Genomic DNA, 15,779 nt, shown 5'->3' with positions numbered 1-15,779 from the left:
TGGTCAAAAGATGAAGTCGTCGGCAGAGATGGTGCTTGCATCGACGTTCTGTAACGTGATCGAATTGTCACCAGCCAGTTGGATATGCACATCTGCGCCGACCTGGGTGATCACCAGATCGCTATAGCCGGTGATGCCCTCAGAGGCGTAGCCGGACACGTCAAGCAGATCCGAGCCATCCTCAAAGTCGGTGATGATGTCATTGTTGCTGCGCATTTCAAAGACAAAGGTGTCAGAGCCGGTGCCACCGGTCATCAGGTCCTGACCCCAGCCGCCGATCATGATGTCATTGCCGCTGCCGCCATCCATGGAGTCTTTGCCAGCGCCGCCGTCAAGAATGTCGTTGCCGGCATCGCCCCACATCTTGTCATTGCCGTTTTCGCCAATGACCTCGTCATGACCGTCACCACCATAAAGGCGGTCATTCTTGTTGCCGCCATTGATGTAGTCATTGCCCTCATCGCCAAAGATCAGGTCGTTATCTGCATCGCCAAAGATCACGTCATTGCCAAACCCGCCATGGATCTTGTCCTGGCCGGACCCGCCATAGATCAGGTCATTGCCAAGTTCGCCGCGGATTTGGTCACGGCCCGAGCCTCCGAAAATCTGGTCGTTGCCGTGGCCGCCCCAGATCCGGTCAGAGCCATTGCCCGCCGTGATTATATCTGCACCCGAGGTGCCAACCACCGTGTCGGAACTGTCCGAAGTGGTTGTGGTTACAGGGGCTGCGGTCAGCACGAAATCGGACGCGCTCAGGTCAGAAGGGGCAACGCCGGAAATCTCGATCGAGTTGCCATTGCCCAGCATGATCAACGTGCTGGCCCCAAGATCGAGGATGTTGAGCAGGGAAATGTCGTAAACGCCAATTGCGGTCAGGTCGATCCTGTCGATGCCCAGTTCGAAATCGGTGATGGTGTCATTACCACTTTTCCAGCCGTCGATGATGAAGAGATCCGCACCGTCTTCGCCGGTCAGGCGGTCGTTGCCTTTGCCGCCGATGATCGTGTCATCATTGGCACCGCCGTTCAGCGTGTCATCATCCTGACCGCCATCCAGATAGTCTTCGGCATCGCCCCCAAAGAGCTGGTCGCTGTTATTGCCGCCAAACAGGGTGTCATCCCCGCCGCCGCCGACCAGCAGATCATCGGCATTGCCGCCATCCAGCAGGTCGTTGCCGTTTTCACCATAGAGTGAATCGTGACCACAGGCTCCTATCAAGACATCGTCGTTTTCGCCACCCAGGATCTCGTCACCGCCATTGCCGCCCAGCAGGGTGTCGTTGCCGTTCATCCCCAGGATCAGGTCGGCCCCGTTATCCCCCATGTAGTAATCATTGCCGCCCAATAGGGCGACAACATCGCGTGTGAGCGTTCCGGTCAGGCTGTCATCGCCGTCGGTTCCAAATACGGTTGGCATGGCAGTGCCCCTTTTCAAAATAAGTTGTGGTGCCCCGAACCCAAAAGCGCGGCCATTTCCCCCCGAAATCGCTGCAAACTCAATATGGTTAACGAGACTAGAAAGGGCGTATGGGGCTGGCAAAGGAAATGTCCGAATTTCGCCACAATTCGGCCCCATTGCACGCATGGCGGGAAAATTGGTTTCGCGGGGCGCAACAATTGCGCCCGAGCGCTTCAAATGTTGAGAAGTGCGGTTTTAGTCCAGCCCAATTGCGGCACGCGCGATTCCATCCAGAAGGGATTCGACCTTTTTCATCTCGCCCTCGGGATAGGTGCGAAAACCGATGGTGGTGGTGTCGGGTGTTTCCGGGCGCACCATGACAAAGACATCATAGGGGCAGAATACGATGTTCATCGGGTCAGCTTCCATCACTTCGCGCGAGATTTTGGCCGAACAAAAGCTAAAGACGTCGGCATTGAGGAACAACACCCTTTCAGACCCGATATCGGCCCGCGTGCGTTCCAGCATTTCGCCGGTATGGGAGACGGAATCGATCACGAGACCAGCATCGATAATGGCGCTCTCAAGACCAAAGACAACGTCGTCAAAGCTGTCTTCTGTATCATAGGTGATCATGTCCGCCGCAAGGGCAGTGCTGCTGAGGATCGACAGGGCCATTGCTGTCAGAAAATGTTTCATGCTCTCTCACTTTCACGAATTCGGCAGCGGGGCTGCCATTTTGCTGCGACAATGGCACAGTAGGGTGCAGAAATCTGTTTGCCTTTGAGACAAATCAACACATTCGCGGAGATGAATATGGGATATGCAATGGCCGCGCTGGAATATTTGGCGCTTTTGTTTGTTTTCTTTCTGGGTATCGGCGTTGCGCTGGTCATTGTGCTGTTCATTGCGGATCGTCGCCAGACCGGCGATGCGATCCGGCGGAATTATCCGGTCATCGGGCGGTTTCGGCATCTGTTCACCGAATTGGGAGAGTTCTTTCGCCAGTATTTCTTTGCCATGGATCGCGAAGAGATGCCGTTTAACCGGGCGCAGCGCAATTGGGTATCGCGGGCCACGGGGGCCAAGAGCAATACGATTGCCTTTGGTTCGACCCGCAACCTCAACGTGCCGGGCACGCCGATTTTCATGAATGCGGTGTTCCCGCCGCTGGACGATCAATATGCCTCGACCGAACCGCTTGAGATTGGGCCGCATTGCCGTGAGCCCTATGCCGCCCCGTCGATTTTTAACATTTCAGGGATGTCTTACGGGGCCTTGTCCAAGCCAGCGGTGCAGGCGCTGAGCCAAGGCGCGGCCAAGGCCGGGATTTGGTTGAACACCGGCGAGGGCGGGCTTGCGCCGCATCACCTCGAAGGGGGATGTGACATTGTCTATCAGATTGGCACGGCCAAGTTTGGGGTGCGCGATGCCGAAGGCAATCTCAGCGATGACAAGCTCCGCGAAGTGGCCGCCAAACCTCAGGTCAAGATGTTTGAGATCAAGCTGAGCCAGGGGGCCAAGCCTGGTAAGGGGGGCATCCTGCCCGCCGCTAAAGTCAGCAAAGAGATTGCCGAGATCCGCGGCATTCCCGAAGGCCAGCCCGGCATTTCGCCCAACCGTCACCGCGAGGTGGATGATTTTGGCGATCTGCTTGATCTGATTTGCCATATTCGCGAGGTGACCGGCAAACCGGTGGGGTTCAAAACCTGTATGGGCTCTGCCGACCCTTGGGTGGATCTGTTTGAGGCGATCAAGGAACGCGGGGCCGAACATGCGCCGGATTTCATCACTGTGGATGGCGGCGAAGGCGGGACCGGCGCCGCGCCGATGCCCTTGATGGACCTAGTGGGCCTGCCGCTGCGCGAGGCTTTGGTACGCATGACCGATCTGCGTGACAAATACGGGCTGCATGAGCGCATTCGCATTGTCGCCAGCGGCAAGCTGATCAATCCCGGCGATGTGGCCTGGGCGATCTGTGCGGGGGCGGATTTTGTGACCTCGGCGCGTGGCTTCATGTTCTCGCTGGGCTGCATTCAGGCGCTGAAATGCAACAAGAACACCTGCCCGACCGGGATCACGACCCATGATGCCGGGCTGCAAAAGGGGCTTGTCGTGCAGGAAAAGCACAAGCGCGTCGCGCTATATGCGCAATCCATCATCTACGAGGTCGAAACCATCGCCCATTCGGTCGGTGTCGCCGAGCCGCGCCAGATGCGGCGACGGCATGTGCGAATTGTTCGGGATGATGGTCGATCCGTGCAGATGAACGAGCTTTACCCCTCTCAACCGAAAACTGGCGAGATGGCCTGAGCCGGAAAAATCAGCGCGATGACAAGCCCGGCGGCAATGGTCCCAAAGGCCCAAGCGGATCGGCGCAGGCGGGGGTGGCAGCTCCATGTGACAATCATGAGCGCCGCCCCGGCATTGGAAACAAGGCCGACCCACAACATGCCCCAGGGCACCTGGAGGTCGAGCACAGCAAAGAGCGCGCCGAGATATCCGACCAGTAAGGCCGAGAGGGCCACTGCATACAGGCGATAGATCAGTGGTTCCTGGCCCCATTGACCGGTGAGATTGTTCAAACGGGCATTGGTGGCAAAGCCGAACAGCCCGATCAGCGGCAGGGTGAGGAGAATTTTGACAGTCAAAAGCAAAGCAAGCGGGGACATGGTGCGAATCCTGAGTTTGAATTTTGAACTTAGCTTGAGGTAGGCTATCTGGGTTCGTATGTCAAACTCAACTGATTCCGAAATCATCCCCCGTTTCCCACCTGATCGCTGCGGACTCGCACTGGCGGCGGGGGTGTTGGGGGATAAATGGGTGCTGATGATCATCCGCCAGCTGTTTTATGGTGTCGCTCGGTTCGAGGATATTCGCGCCGAAATCGGTGTGCCGAAATCGGTACTGTCGGCGCGGCTCTCGTCGCTGATTGAGCAAGGTATTGTGGCCAAGCGCCCCTACAAGCCCGAAGGCGGGCGCACGCGGTATGAATACCTCCTGTCTCGAACAGGGTTTGATTTGGCTATGTCCCTGTTGGCGCTGTTGGAATGGGGTAATCGGCATCTTGACCTGGCGGGGGCACCGATTGGGCCAGTGCGTCGGTCTGATCGCGCCAAGCTGCGGGTGGCCTTGTTGGATGAAGAGGGCAGCGAGGTTGCGTTGCAAGATATTCGGCTGGCGGATTTGAGTAAGTAGAGGTTCGACATAGGTTCGCGCCCGACCCGAGGGCGGCTCACCGGCATGGTCGACCTTAAACTCAATCTCGGCGTTCCAAGGGACCGCAGCATTGCAAATTCGCACCCGCCCTGGGGGGCGGGTCGGGTGCGAACCGGATTGCAAGGCAATCCGGGAAACCCCGTTTTGTTACAGCCCCACCACGCCAACGTGACCCAAATTAATTTGGTCCGCGATCACAGAGCCTTTATCTATCCGTCAACAGAGATAGGAGACCCCAATGGCCAAACGCTGGATCAACGACCTCACTCAGGCGGACGTCACGCCCGAATCCGCCTTTCTGAACCGGCGGCAAATTCTGGCGGGTTTGGGGGCCAGCACGGTTATTGGTGCTGGTTTCAGCGCGGGTCAGGCGCAGGCGCAAGAGGCGCTGAAACCCAATGATTGGGACGACATCATCAACTACTGCAACTATTACGAATTCGGCACCGGCAAGGATGATCCTGCCAAAAACGCCCATACGCTGACCACAGACCCCTGGAGTGTCAAAATCGACGGCATGGTCGAGCGCCCGGGCGATTACGCGCTTGGCGATATCCTCGCCAAGATGACCATCGAAGAGCGGATTTACCGCTTCCGCTGTGTTGAGGCCTGGTCGATGGTCGTGCCTTGGAACGGGTTTGAACTGGCTGACCTGTTGGAAATGGCAGGCGTCAAGCCTGAGGCGAAATATGTCGCCTTTGAAACGGTTTACCGCCCCGAAGAGATGCCGGGCACCCGCTATCCTGTGCTCGACTGGCCCTATGTCGAAGGCTTGCGTCTGGATGAGGCCATGCACCCGCTGACCCTGATGGCCACAGGGATCTATGGCAAACCGCTGCCCAACCAGAACGGCGCGCCGATGCGTTTGGTGGTGCCGTGGAAATATGGGTTCAAGTCGATCAAATCCGTGGTTCGGATCACATTGACAGACTCTGAACCACCCACCAGCTGGAACAAGGCCAATGGCCGCGAATACGGGTTTTATAGCAATGTGAACCCAACCGTGGATCACCCGCGCTGGTCACAGGCGACAGAGCGGCCCTTGGGTGGTGGTTTGTTTGCGCGTCGTAAACCAACATTGATGTTCAATGGCTATGAAAAAGAGGTTGCCGCCCTGTACGAGGGCATGGACCTGACCAAGAATTTCTGAGCCGTTACTGCCGATGATTGACCGCCTGAACACATTTATCCGCAAAGTCCCGACCTGGTTTGTCTACCTGATTGGTGCCTTGCCCGCGCCCTGGCTGCTTTATCTTGCCTTGACCGGTGGTCTGGGCGTCGAGCCGATCAAGGCGTTAGAGCATGAGCTGGGTGAATTGGCGTTGCAATTGCTGATTGTCGGCCTTGCCATCACGCCCCTGCGCCGCTTTGCCAAGCTCAACCTGTTGAAATTCCGCCGTGCCATTGGGTTATTGGCGTTTTTCTATGTGGCTCTGCATTTGCTGGTCTGGTTGGTTCTGGATGTTCAGATCCTGTCGCAGATCTGGGCCGATATTCTGAAACGCCCCTATATCACCGTGGGCATGGCTGCCTTTGCGCTGATGGTCCCGCTGGCGGTGACCTCAAACAACTGGTCGCTGCGCAAGCTGGGCGCGCGTTGGCGCAAACTGCATCAGCTGACCTATGTTGCGGTGCTGCTTGGGGCGTTGCATTTTGTGATGTTGGTCAAAGGTTTCCAGATAGAGCCGTTGATTTATATGGCCGTTGTTCTGGCGCTGCTGGCGACTCGGGTGAAGGTAAAGCGCGCGCTGTTTGCGCAGCGCTCCTGACCGTCAGGGAAAGATCAGCGGCGCATCTTCGGGCTGCCATTGTTTGTACTTCGACATAATCGCCGCGAACCTGTCGCTTTCCAAAAAACGCTCAAGCCAGGCCTGCAAAGCGGGCCAGGGCTGGGCATCAAACCAGGCTTTGTCGATAAAGGCGAACTGGCGGATAAACGGCAGGATGGCGTAATCGGCCAGGCTGGGCGCTTCAAAGATCCAATTACCGATTTGCGCGTTAAGGTCGCCGAGGAATTCGCTGGCCTTGGCGCGCTCTTCTTCGGCATCGCAATCGGGATAGCGTGTGGCGTATTTTGTGCGATCGAGGGCCGATTTGAACGGGCCATCGCTGCGCTTGATCCAGTCCCAGCCCGCGTCCGGCATGGCCCGCCACGCTTCGGGATCGGCTTGTTGCAAAGCCCAGATCATGATGTCGAGGCTTTCATCAATGATCGTGTCACCCGTCACAAGGCAAGGCACGGTGGCGCTGGGCGAGGCATCGAGAAAGGCCTGAGGTTTGTCGCGCAAAACCACCTCGCGCAGCTCGACCTTGAGGCCAGAACTGGCAATGGCCAGCCGCGCCCGCATGGCATAAGGGCAGCGGCGAAAGGAATAGAGAAGAGGCGTCATGCGTTTTGCAGCGCGTCCGCCACCGCAAGATCGGCCATTTCCAAAATCGCTTCGCGCGTTTTGGCGGCGGCGATGAACAACCCGTTATGGCAGAAGGTGGCACCACTGACGCCGCTTGCCTGTTCGAGCTTTTCATCGGTCAGACCGGCCCAACTGGCAGGCAGGTCGGCGCGCTGCTCAAAGCTGTCATCGCTCAGTCGAATGCCGCCAATGCTCCAATCGCCTTGCTTGCGCGGATAGACGACAAAGAGCAGATGATCGGCACCCGCCTCATCCAAAACTGCGCGAAAGGGCATGCCCATGGGCAATTCCAAAACGCGGCTTTGACCGGCATCTTCGACTGCTTGGAAGACCAAAGACCGTGCCCGGCGTTTGGCGGCCTGCTGCATGACCTGCGCCTTGATCAAGGGCTTGGCAATGGCCAATGCAAGGTCAAAAGCAACGTCATCCGCATCCTCGCCCTCAGCATCAAAAACCGGCTTTAGGGTTTCCAGCAAACTGGGCAAAGTCAAAGGGGCCAGTTCCGCTGCGGTTGAGGGGCTGATCGCGCCATTATCCAGCAGATCAATGGGCAAAACAAACTCCTGATCCACGGCGTCGAACACCGCGTCGAGATCGTCGGCGGGCACGTTCAGACTTTGAATATACGCCTTGCCGTAATGTCTCCAAATCAGGCCAAAGGAACTGTAAGGCGCGCCGCTATCGCGTATGGGAGCTTGGCGTTGGTGATGATCAAAGATGCGCTTTTCGGGGCAGTAATCACCTCCGACGTCATAAATGATCTTTTTTTCTGAGGGGCTTATCCATTCCGCGTCACGGGTGCGGATGATTTTGGAACTGGGAAACAATTGACTGAGAACGGCACTGGAACAAAGTTCGTCGGCATGGAAACCGCCGGAGTGTGTCACCAGGAATTTCGGGTTCATAGTCGTGTTTTTTCCTATTGGCCTTGGTCGGGATTAAAAGATTAGTAGTCTGCGCTGCAAAGGATATGCCGCATACGTATTTCGGTGGCATTTCGCAGGGCTTGTGTCAAATCTGTCGCAACTTTGGATGGTAAATAGCTAAATCGATACCGTTACCTTGGGTCAATTGGGCTGCGAAAAGATGCGGTGAGTTTGACGACACGGGATCAAGCCCCGCCAATGTCTGCCGGGGCGACGGAGACGGTTTTGACCACCGCATGGCAGGTTGTCCCCACGCTAAGATCCAGCGCCGAGACGCTGCGCTGTGTGATGCGGGCCAGCACTCTGCCAGCGGGCGTGGAGAGCGACAGGATCGCCCCCGGCCCGCCCCCGGCGCGGATTTCTTCGATCGTGCCGGGGAGTACGTTGAGGGCAGACAACCCTTCGGGTCGGGAGCGGGACAGGATGACATCCTGAGCGGCAATGCGCAGCCGGACGCGAGCGCCAGTGGGTTTATCCAGCTTTGGTAAGAACAAGGGGATGCCCGCAGCGTCCAATTCGGTCAGGCCATCGGTGTGATGCGCGGCGACTGTCGCCTCCAGAATGGCCCCCGCTGCGCGCACGCCGGTGGGGGTAAAGCTGGGATCGCTGAGCACATCCGTCGCGGTCCCTGTTCGCGCAACTTTGCCATTTTCCATCGCCACAACCGTGGTGGCCAGGCGCGCCACCTCGACCGCAGAATGGCTGACATAGAGGATCGGAAGTTTCAGTTCGTCGCGCAGGGTTTCAAAATAGGGCAGGATCTCGGCCTTGCGCGGTTCGTCCAAGGCGGCCAGAGGCTCATCTGCCAACAGTAGCTCGGGCCCGGCCAAAAGGGCGCGACCAATGGCGACCCGTTGCTTTTCCCCGCCCGACAGATCGCCGGGGGCGCGTGTTAGCAACGCCCCTAAACCCAGCATCTCGATGATCATGTCGCGCTTGGGGGCCTGGGGGTTGGGCGGTGCAAAGCGGCTGCCATAGGTCAGGTTCTGGGCGACGGACATATTTGGGAACAGGCGGGCCTCTTGGAAGACATAGCCAAGTCGGCGCTTATGCACCGGCAGGTTCACCCGTAACGCACTGTCAAACAGCACCCGGTCCTGAACGGCGATGCGCCCGCTATCGGGTGTGACCAACCCGGCCACAGCGTTGGTCACCGTGGTCTTGCCCGAGCCTGAACGGCCAAACAAAACCGTCAGCCCATCTGGCGCGTCAAAGCTGAGGTCGAAATCCGTGTCCCCCAACCGGTGTGTGATGGCGACAGACAGGCTCATCCCTGGCCCACCCGTTTTGCCATGCGCCGCGCCAGAATTTCTGACAAGACCAAGGCCCCCATGGCCACGATGACCGAGATTATCACAAGCCTCAGGGCTGAGCTTTCACCGCCTGGCACCTGCAAGAACGCATAGATCGCCGAGGGCAGGGTTTGGGTTTGGCCGGGGATGTTGGAGACAAAGGTGATGGTGGCCCCGAATTCCCCCATGGCCTTGGCAAAGGCGAGGATGGAGCCAGCCAGAATGCCGGGCAGGATCAGCGGCAGGGTGATCGTGACAAAGACCCAAAAGCGCGAGGCCCCCAGCGTCGCGGCGGCCTGTTCCAGCTTTGGATCAACCGCTTCGATCGACAGGCGCATGGCGCGCACCATCAGCGGAAAGCCCATGATGGCGGCGGCCAGAGCAGCGCCTGTCCAGCGAAAGGCCAGCGTGATCCCCATTTCGTGCAAAAGCGATCCTACCGGGCCGCGAATGCCAAAGGTCAGCAGTAGTAGATAGCCGGTCACCACCGGGGGCAGGATCAGCGGCAAATGCACCAGCCCGTTCAGGATCTGGCGACCGGGAAATTCCCAGCGGGCCAAGGCATAGGCGGTCAGAAGGCCCAAAGGCAAAGCCGCAAAAGTGGCCCAAAGTGAGACGCGCAACGACAGGGCGACGGCGTTCCATTCTTCAATTGACAGCCACTCCAACGTTTACTCTCCCAAAACTTCGAAACCATGCGCTTGAAACAGCGCGCTGGCCTCGGCGGATTTGAGGAAGGTCAGAAAGTCGGTCGCAGCCTGCGTTTCTGAGATTTGGGCGGCGGGGTATTTGATCGGCTGATGGGTGTCCTCGGGGAAGGGGGCCACCACATGAACCCTCTCGTCAGCCTGCGCATCGGTGGCATAGACGATGCCGAGCGGCGCTTCTCCCAAAGCAACCAGGGCGAGGGCGGCGCGTACATTGTCGGTTTGGGCAACTTGCGTCGCGACGCTTTGCCATTGTCCGAGCGTTTCCAGGGCTTCTTTGCCGTAGATCCCGGCGGGCACGGATTGCACGAGACCCATGGCCAGAAATCCATCACCCAATCTCTGGGACAGATCCAAATCTGTCCAATCCTGCGCCGGGCTGGGGGCATGGGAAATCAAAACCAATTGATTGCCAAGCAGGTCAAACCGGCTGTCTGCGACGATGGCCCCCTGGTCTTCGAGATAGGTCATCCAAGTGCTGTTGGCCGAGAGGAACACATCCGCGGGGGCCCCAAAGGATATCTGACGCGCCAGCGCAGCAGAGCCAGCATAGGACAGTGTTACATCGTGATCGGTGGTTTCCTTAAAAACCGCGCTTACCTCGTCCAGCGCGGTTTTCAGGCTTGCGGCGGCAAAAACCGTGATCTGCTCGGCGCGCAGCGGAGCAGCAAGGCAAAGCAGCGCAAGCGCCAGATAGGCCGGGCAACGAAAGGAGCGCGAGGCCAAGATGTTGTTCCACATGCGTTTCATTCCCCCTTGAATGGCATGAGGAGCGCCTGCCATCCAGTTCAAATGCACAACGCGGCCTGATTGGCCGCCTTGCAGAGACATATAAGGTCGGATTCGCGCCCGTCGAAATTGGAGATTGGTGTCACTTGCTCTTCAAAATGATTTGAAGATGCATGTTTTCCCTCTCACCAATTTACCAAGCGGGGATAAACTGGGTCTTAGCAATGACCTATGGGGCCTGACGTGCGCGACATCAAAGTATCAACCTGTCCAGGGTGCGGTGCCTGTTTGCCTGAAATCGCAGGGCCCACGCATTCCTATATGACGTCTTCTGCTGCGTGTTTTGAGGCGTTTACGGATGTTTTGGCCTTTGAATACAGCGACAGTGCCCTGCTGCCGACGCATCGATTGACCGTTGATACCTTTGCGGTTCAGCACGGGGGTGGTGGTGAAACGCGGCGGCAGGTGCAATCGACAGGTTTGCATTTGGCGCGGCTTTACCTGCAATTGGGGCGAAACCTGACACCGCAGGATTCCAACAATGTTATGCTGGGCCTAGGGCAGTACAAGGCGAGCTTGATCTATCTCGCGCCGCCTCAGAGCTATACGATGACAGTGTCTGATGTGCGCCCATTTGCTGGCGGTCCGCAACATGCGACGAAGGTCCGAGAATGGGCCAAGGCGACCTGGGCGGATTGGCAGGATCACCACGCCTATATCCAAGACTGGACTGAGCGGCATCTGCGCTAGGGGCTTTTGATCGATCTGTCAGGAAAACCGCCCCGAACATCCGGGGCGGTTTTGTTGTTCAACGCAGGCGCTGTTCGGTTTCGCCGTCAAAGAACATGGTGTTTTCGAGGTCGAATTCGATGGTGACGGTCGAGCCTTCGTCGATCTCTTCATCACTATCGGTTTCGACGGTGATCTTGTCGCCGTTCTTGGTCAGCAGGTAATCATAGGCCACGCCACCCAGACGTTCGCGAATGTCCAGCGTCAGGTCATCGCCTTGCTCGGACACGCGGATATGTTGCGGGCGCACGCCGACCAGGACCGGCTTGCCTTCGCCGGGCAGGGTGACATTGGCCTCGATCACCCTGTTCAGATCGGGAATGCGCACCTTGCCGCCCTCAACAACGCCGTTGAGAAAGTTCATCGACGGCGAGCCGATGAACCCGGCGACAAAGCGGTTATCCGGGTCCTTATAAAGCTGCATGGGCGAGCCGACCTGTTCAATGCGGCCTGCGCGCAGCACGACAATCTTGTCGGCCAGGGTCATGGCTTCGACTTGGTCATGGGTGACATAGATCATTGTCGCCCCGATATCCTTGTGAAGGCGCGCAATCTCGACCCGCATATCGACGCGAAGTTCCGCATCAAGGTTCGAGAGCGGTTCGTCGAACAGGAACACTTCGGGGCCGCGGACAATGGCGCGACCAATGGCAACACGCTGGCGCTGGCCACCGGACAGGGCCTTGGGCTTGCGCTTGAGGTAGTCGTCCAGTTTCAGGATGCGGCTGGCCTCGCCAACCTTTGCCTTGATTTCGGCCTTGGGCACGCCATTCATCTTGAGGCCAAAGCCCATGTTTTCTTCGACCGTCATATGCGGGTAAAGCGCGTAGGTCTGGAACACCATGGCCACGCCGCGATCCGAAGCATCCATATGGGTCACGTCGCGCGCGCCAATGTCAATTTGACCGGCTGAGGTTTCTTCAAGCCCGGCAATCATGCGCAGCAAGGTGGATTTGCCGCAGCCCGAGGGGCCAACAAAGACGCAAAACTCGCCCTCGTCGATTTGCAGATCCACATTGTGGATCACCTGGGTGTCGCCATATTTCTTGACGGCTTGGGTCAGCGTGACGCCGGACATGTTGGTCTCCTTCGATTCAATCGGGGAACTGCCAGGATTCGGCAGCTTCAGCGATTTTTTCAGCGGTTTCTGTCAGGGCCGGGCGCAGCTGTGTCAGCTCGTCCAGCGTTTTGAGTTGGGTTGATGTGGTGATCGACATGGCCCCAAGAACCCGACCGGATTGCGCCAGGATCGGGGCCGAGATGCAGATAATTCCGGGTTCGTGTTCTTCGCGGTCAAAGGCGATGCCGTCAGCGCGGATCGTATCCAGTTCAGCGCGGAACGCATCGGCATCCGCAATGGTGTTTGCGGTATGGATGTAAAAGGATTGCCGTTGAATCGCGGCCTCGCGCGCGTCGTCCTCCAGATGGGCGATCATGGCTTTGCCGACACCGGTGCAATAGCCCGGACCAACCTTGCCGGCCGCCGAAAACATCTCGATCGGTTTCAGGGCATTGCGCTTATCGACATAGAGAACCTGGCCACCATCAAGCTGCGCCAAGTGGATGGTTTCACCCACTTCGCGGGACAGGTCATCCAGGAAGGGGCGGGCGATCGGAGCGAGCGAGCTTTGCTGCCAAGCGGCATGTGCCAGGCGCACCAACCGCAATCCGGGCGAATAGGTCTGTGTTGATTCGTCATAGGCCAGCATCCCCTGATTGGTCAGGGTCTGAACCAGCCGATACAGGGTCGCCTTGGGATGCGGAGATTCGCTGAGCAATTCGCCAAAGCGCACGGGGCGGGATTTGGCGGCGACCAAATCCAATACTTCCAATGCTTTACCGACTGTGCCATCGCCTGAGCCCTTGGGCTTTACTTGGCTGTTCATACGATTTTCCTCCCGTCCTCTCGTGGGTCAGACCCAACGAGAGTGTTGACAGTCCTAGCCCGAATCTTCCATAGTTTCAATAGTTGGAAACTGGTTTCATTATTTGGAACATAAAATGAAGCCGCCAGCAACAAGCAAATGGGAGGACACCAATGCTTAAGAAATTCGCTTCGGTTGCAGGGGCAATGGCCCTGACGACCGCTCTTGTCACACCGGCCATGGCGGAACTGTCGGGCACGCTGCGCATCATGTCAGACATGTCGAACCCGGCACCGCGCGCGATCATGGAAGGTCTGGCAGCGGACTTTGACGCCATGCACCCCAACCTGACCGTCGAGGTCGAGATCGTTGACCGCGAAGCCTGGAAAAGCCAGATCCGCAATGCGCTGACCGCTGACGCGCCTGACGTGATCAACTGGTACGCGGCCAACCGTATGGGCCCCTATGTCAAGGCTGGCCTGTTCGAAGACATTTCCGACATGTATGCCAATGGCGATCTGCCCGGTCTGGACAGTGTCAAAGGCGCGATGACCATGGATGGCAAGCAGTGGGGTGTGCCCTATACCTACTACCAGTGGGGCATCTACTATCGCGAAGACATCTTCAAAGATCTGGGCCTGTCTGAGCCGACCACCTTTGACGAAGAAATCGCCAACTGCCAGAAGATCGTTGATTCCGGCCGTAAGTGCTACACCATCGGGTCCAAGTTCCTGTGGACCGCAGGTGGTTGGTTTGACTACATGAACATGCGCACCAACGGCTTTGATTTCCACATGCAACTGGCCACTGGTCAGGCATCCTGGACATCGGACGAGGTCAAGGCGACCTTTGCCAACTGGCGCAAGCTGATCGATATGGGCGCGTTCATCGACGATCACCAGACCTATAGCTGGCAGGAAGCGCTGCCACCTTTCGTCAATGGTGAAGCGACAGCCTACTTGATGGGTAACTTCGTAGTGCCACATCTGCGCGAAGCTGGTCTGACCGATGAGCAGATCGACTTCTACCAGTTCCCAAAGATCGCGGATGTGCCGATGGGCGAAGACGCCCCGACAGACACATTCCACATCGCGTCTGGTGCAAAGAACAAAGAAGCCGCGCGTGCGTTCCTTCAGTATGTCACTTCGGCTGATGTTCAGACCAAGATCAATGCCGGTTCCGGCCTCGGTCAGCTGCCAGTTAACGCCAACTCTTCTGTGGATGATGACGAATTCCTGAACCAGGGCTTTGACATGCTGTCCAACAATGCCACAGGGGGGATCGCTCAGTTCTTTGACCGCGATTTCCCAGCGGAAATGGCCTCGGTCGGCATGGAGGGTCTGCAGGAATTCATGGTGTTCCCGGATAACCTGGACGACATTCTGAACCGCCTCGAAGCGGCGCGGACCCGCATCTACAAGTAAACTGAACCGCGCCTCACCCGGTTTGGGTGGGGCGCATCTGTCTTGGGCGTATTCGCAAGCCGGGCGGCCTTCGCAACCGCCAAAGCATGGGAGGAACCATCATGAGCGCAGCCACGCAAAGCTGGGCCAATCGCAACCGTATGACGCTGACCCCGCTGCTGTTTCTGGCGCCGGGGATGCTGTTCTTTGCGGTCTATGTGATCATCCCGATTTTCCAAAGCTTCAACATCTCGCTTTACGAGTGGGACGGATTGGGCGAGGCGACCTTTGTGGGCGCGCGCAATTACCAAGAGCTGGTGACCGACCGCGCCTTTGAGATTTCGCTGTGGAATAACGTCAAATGGCTGCTGCTCTATCTGCTGGCCATTCCGGCGGGGTTGTTCATTGCGCTGTTTTTGAACCAGACGGTCTTTGGCATTCGCCTTTATAAGTCGTTGTTCTTCTTCCCGTTTGTGATCTCACAAGTGGTGGTGGGCCTGGTGTTTTCCTGGTTCTACCTGCCCAATGTCGGCCTGTTTGACATCGTGATGGGCTGGTTTGGCGTTGATATTCGCGGCGGTGTGTTGGGCAATCCGAACACGGCGACCTATGGCATCATCGCCGCCGGGATCTGGCCGCAGACCGCCTATTGCATGATCTTGTACCTCACGGGCCTGAACGCGGTGGACCCTGAACAGGTCGAGGCGGGGCGTCTGGATGGGGCCAAGGGCTGGCGGATGCTGTGGCATGTGATTTTGCCGCAACTGCGCCCGGCGACGTTCATTGCTTTTGTGGTGACAATCATTGGTGCGCTGCGCTCGTTTGACCTGATCTCGATCATGACCAATGGCGGGCCGTTTGGATCAACGCGGGTTCTGTCCTTCTACATGTTCGAGAAAGCGCTGTCCGAATACGGGTTCCGCATGGGCTATGGCTCGGCCATCGCGGTGGTGCTGTTCTTTATCATGTTGTTCTTCATCGCCTATTTCCTGTGGTCGATGTATCGCGACGAAAAGGAGGCGCGACGATGAGCAGGGGGC

Annotated in this window: 17 protein-coding genes; 7 read left to right on the top strand and 10 right to left on the bottom strand. The window is 57.8% G+C overall.

The annotated features are described in order from the left end of the window. Positions 1 to 3: 3 nt before the first annotated feature. Complete coding sequence (locus CLV87_RS06435; RefSeq protein WP_099242664.1) at positions 4 to 1,416, bottom strand: calcium-binding protein; 1,413 nt, start codon at positions 1,414 to 1,416, stop codon at positions 4 to 6. A gap of 237 nt (positions 1,417 to 1,653) precedes the next feature. Then, on the bottom strand, positions 1,654 to 2,097 hold the full coding sequence (locus tag CLV87_RS06430) for a DUF302 domain-containing protein (RefSeq protein ID WP_099242666.1): 444 nt from the start codon (positions 2,095 to 2,097) through the stop codon (positions 1,654 to 1,656). A 117-nt stretch (positions 2,098 to 2,214) separates the two neighbouring features. Here CLV87_RS06430 and CLV87_RS06425 point away from each other — a divergent pair, with 117 nt between their 5' ends. Next, a complete protein-coding gene (locus CLV87_RS06425) occupies positions 2,215 to 3,711 on the top strand; it encodes an FMN-binding glutamate synthase family protein (protein ID WP_099244673.1) in 1,497 nt (498 codons plus the stop codon). On the opposite strand, the gene CLV87_RS06420 is transcribed toward CLV87_RS06425, so the two are convergent. Then, complete coding sequence (locus CLV87_RS06420; protein WP_166652682.1) at positions 3,684 to 4,235, bottom strand: hypothetical protein; 552 nt, start codon at positions 4,233 to 4,235, stop codon at positions 3,684 to 3,686. The genes CLV87_RS06425 and CLV87_RS06420 overlap by 28 nt on opposite strands. Here CLV87_RS06420 and CLV87_RS06415 point away from each other — a divergent pair. The 3 genes from CLV87_RS06415 to msrQ all read left to right on the top strand — a co-directional run bounded on the left by CLV87_RS06415 (position 4,228) and on the right by msrQ (position 6,386). After that, complete coding sequence (locus CLV87_RS06415; RefSeq protein ID WP_235871892.1) at positions 4,228 to 4,596, top strand: winged helix-turn-helix transcriptional regulator; 369 nt, start codon at positions 4,228 to 4,230, stop codon at positions 4,594 to 4,596. The two genes, CLV87_RS06420 and CLV87_RS06415, sit on opposite strands and share 8 nt — an antisense overlap. A 259-nt stretch (positions 4,597 to 4,855) precedes the next feature. After that, a complete protein-coding gene (msrP, locus tag CLV87_RS06410) occupies positions 4,856 to 5,767 on the top strand; it encodes a protein-methionine-sulfoxide reductase catalytic subunit MsrP (RefSeq protein ID WP_099242672.1) in 912 nt (303 codons plus the stop codon). Positions 5,768 to 5,780: 13 nt separating this feature from the next. Beyond that, positions 5,781 to 6,386 carry a protein-methionine-sulfoxide reductase heme-binding subunit MsrQ gene (msrQ, locus tag CLV87_RS06405; protein WP_099242674.1) on the top strand — a complete coding sequence of 202 codons (606 nt, stop codon included), beginning with the start codon at positions 5,781 to 5,783 and terminating at the stop codon, positions 6,384 to 6,386. Positions 6,387 to 6,389: 3 nt separating this feature from the next. Here msrQ and CLV87_RS06400 read toward each other — a convergent pair whose 3' ends face one another. From CLV87_RS06400 to modA, 5 genes are all read right to left on the bottom strand, one after another. Further along, positions 6,390 to 7,007, bottom strand: coding sequence for a glutathione S-transferase (locus CLV87_RS06400; RefSeq protein ID WP_099242676.1), 618 nt, complete (start codon positions 7,005 to 7,007; stop codon positions 6,390 to 6,392). Then, positions 7,004 to 7,933, bottom strand: coding sequence for an MYG1 family protein (locus CLV87_RS06395; protein WP_099242678.1), 930 nt, complete (start codon positions 7,931 to 7,933; stop codon positions 7,004 to 7,006). Before CLV87_RS06395 ends, CLV87_RS06400 begins: the two co-directional genes overlap by 4 nt. 206 nt (positions 7,934 to 8,139) lie before the next feature. After that, positions 8,140 to 9,225 carry a molybdenum ABC transporter ATP-binding protein gene (modC, locus tag CLV87_RS06390; protein WP_099242680.1) on the bottom strand — a complete coding sequence of 362 codons (1,086 nt, stop codon included), beginning with the start codon at positions 9,223 to 9,225 and terminating at the stop codon, positions 8,140 to 8,142. After that, complete coding sequence (gene modB / locus CLV87_RS06385; protein ID WP_099242682.1) at positions 9,222 to 9,914, bottom strand: molybdate ABC transporter permease subunit; 693 nt, start codon at positions 9,912 to 9,914, stop codon at positions 9,222 to 9,224. The genes modC and modB overlap by 4 nt, the downstream gene beginning before the upstream one ends. Positions 9,915 to 9,917: 3 nt before the next feature. Then, positions 9,918 to 10,694, bottom strand: a complete 777-nt coding sequence (gene modA / locus CLV87_RS06380; protein WP_235871857.1) for a molybdate ABC transporter substrate-binding protein — start codon at positions 10,692 to 10,694, stop codon at positions 9,918 to 9,920. A 219-nt stretch (positions 10,695 to 10,913) separates the two neighbouring features. Here modA and CLV87_RS06375 point away from each other — a divergent pair, with 219 nt between their 5' ends. Beyond that, positions 10,914 to 11,432, top strand: coding sequence for a DUF5946 family protein (locus tag CLV87_RS06375; RefSeq protein WP_099242684.1), 519 nt, complete (start codon positions 10,914 to 10,916; stop codon positions 11,430 to 11,432). A gap of 58 nt (positions 11,433 to 11,490) precedes the next feature. Here the strand turns inward: CLV87_RS06375 and CLV87_RS06370 are convergent, their stop codons facing one another. Both CLV87_RS06370 and CLV87_RS06365 read right to left on the bottom strand, forming a co-directional pair. Beyond that, positions 11,491 to 12,549 (bottom strand): ABC transporter ATP-binding protein, encoded by a 1,059-nt coding sequence (locus CLV87_RS06370; protein ID WP_099242686.1) that lies wholly within the window; start codon positions 12,547 to 12,549, stop codon positions 11,491 to 11,493. A 16-nt stretch (positions 12,550 to 12,565) separates the two neighbouring features. Continuing rightward, a complete protein-coding gene (locus CLV87_RS06365) occupies positions 12,566 to 13,357 on the bottom strand; it encodes an IclR family transcriptional regulator (RefSeq protein ID WP_099242688.1) in 792 nt (263 codons plus the stop codon). A gap of 185 nt (positions 13,358 to 13,542) precedes the next feature. On the opposite strand from CLV87_RS06365, the gene CLV87_RS06360 reads away from it, so the two are divergent. Both CLV87_RS06360 and CLV87_RS06355 read left to right on the top strand, forming a co-directional pair. After that, positions 13,543 to 14,760 (top strand): ABC transporter substrate-binding protein, encoded by a 1,218-nt coding sequence (locus CLV87_RS06360; RefSeq protein ID WP_370739630.1) that lies wholly within the window; start codon positions 13,543 to 13,545, stop codon positions 14,758 to 14,760. A 101-nt stretch (positions 14,761 to 14,861) separates the two neighbouring features. Then, complete coding sequence (locus tag CLV87_RS06355; protein WP_099244679.1) at positions 14,862 to 15,770, top strand: carbohydrate ABC transporter permease; 909 nt, start codon at positions 14,862 to 14,864, stop codon at positions 15,768 to 15,770. Positions 15,771 to 15,779: the final 9 nt, after the last annotated feature.

The sequence above is a fragment of the Pelagimonas phthalicica genome, assembly GCF_004364805.1.
Lineage (GTDB): Bacteria > Pseudomonadota > Alphaproteobacteria > Rhodobacterales > Rhodobacteraceae > Pelagimonas > Pelagimonas phthalicica.
Note: the sequence above shows the minus strand (reverse complement) of the source record. Positions and strands in the feature narration are given on the sequence as shown.

Coding starts and splice junctions, on each gene's coding strand:
- CLV87_RS06375 (WP_099242684.1), top strand. CDS start 10,914: ATGGGGCCTGACGTGCGCGACATCAAAGTATCAACCTGTCCAGGGTGC.
- msrQ (WP_099242674.1), top strand. CDS start 5,781: ATGATTGACCGCCTGAACACATTTATCCGCAAAGTCCCGACCTGGTTT.
- msrP (WP_099242672.1), top strand. CDS start 4,856: ATGGCCAAACGCTGGATCAACGACCTCACTCAGGCGGACGTCACGCCC.
- CLV87_RS06360 (WP_370739630.1), top strand. CDS start 13,543: ATGGCCCTGACGACCGCTCTTGTCACACCGGCCATGGCGGAACTGTCG.
- CLV87_RS06420 (WP_166652682.1), bottom strand. CDS start 4,235: ATGATCATCAGCACCCATTTATCCCCCAACACCCCCGCCGCCAGTGCG.
- CLV87_RS06400 (WP_099242676.1), bottom strand. CDS start 7,007: ATGACGCCTCTTCTCTATTCCTTTCGCCGCTGCCCTTATGCCATGCGG.
- modA (WP_235871857.1), bottom strand. CDS start 10,694: ATGTGGAACAACATCTTGGCCTCGCGCTCCTTTCGTTGCCCGGCCTAT.
- CLV87_RS06435 (WP_099242664.1), bottom strand. CDS start 1,416: ATGCCAACCGTATTTGGAACCGACGGCGATGACAGCCTGACCGGAACG.
- modC (WP_099242680.1), bottom strand. CDS start 9,225: ATGAGCCTGTCTGTCGCCATCACACACCGGTTGGGGGACACGGATTTC.
- CLV87_RS06395 (WP_099242678.1), bottom strand. CDS start 7,933: ATGAACCCGAAATTCCTGGTGACACACTCCGGCGGTTTCCATGCCGAC.
- CLV87_RS06370 (WP_099242686.1), bottom strand. CDS start 12,549: ATGTCCGGCGTCACGCTGACCCAAGCCGTCAAGAAATATGGCGACACC.
- CLV87_RS06425 (WP_099244673.1), top strand. CDS start 2,215: ATGGGATATGCAATGGCCGCGCTGGAATATTTGGCGCTTTTGTTTGTT.
- CLV87_RS06430 (WP_099242666.1), bottom strand. CDS start 2,097: ATGAAACATTTTCTGACAGCAATGGCCCTGTCGATCCTCAGCAGCACT.
- CLV87_RS06365 (WP_099242688.1), bottom strand. CDS start 13,357: ATGAACAGCCAAGTAAAGCCCAAGGGCTCAGGCGATGGCACAGTCGGT.
- CLV87_RS06415 (WP_235871892.1), top strand. CDS start 4,228: ATGATCATCCGCCAGCTGTTTTATGGTGTCGCTCGGTTCGAGGATATT.
- CLV87_RS06355 (WP_099244679.1), top strand. CDS start 14,862: ATGAGCGCAGCCACGCAAAGCTGGGCCAATCGCAACCGTATGACGCTG.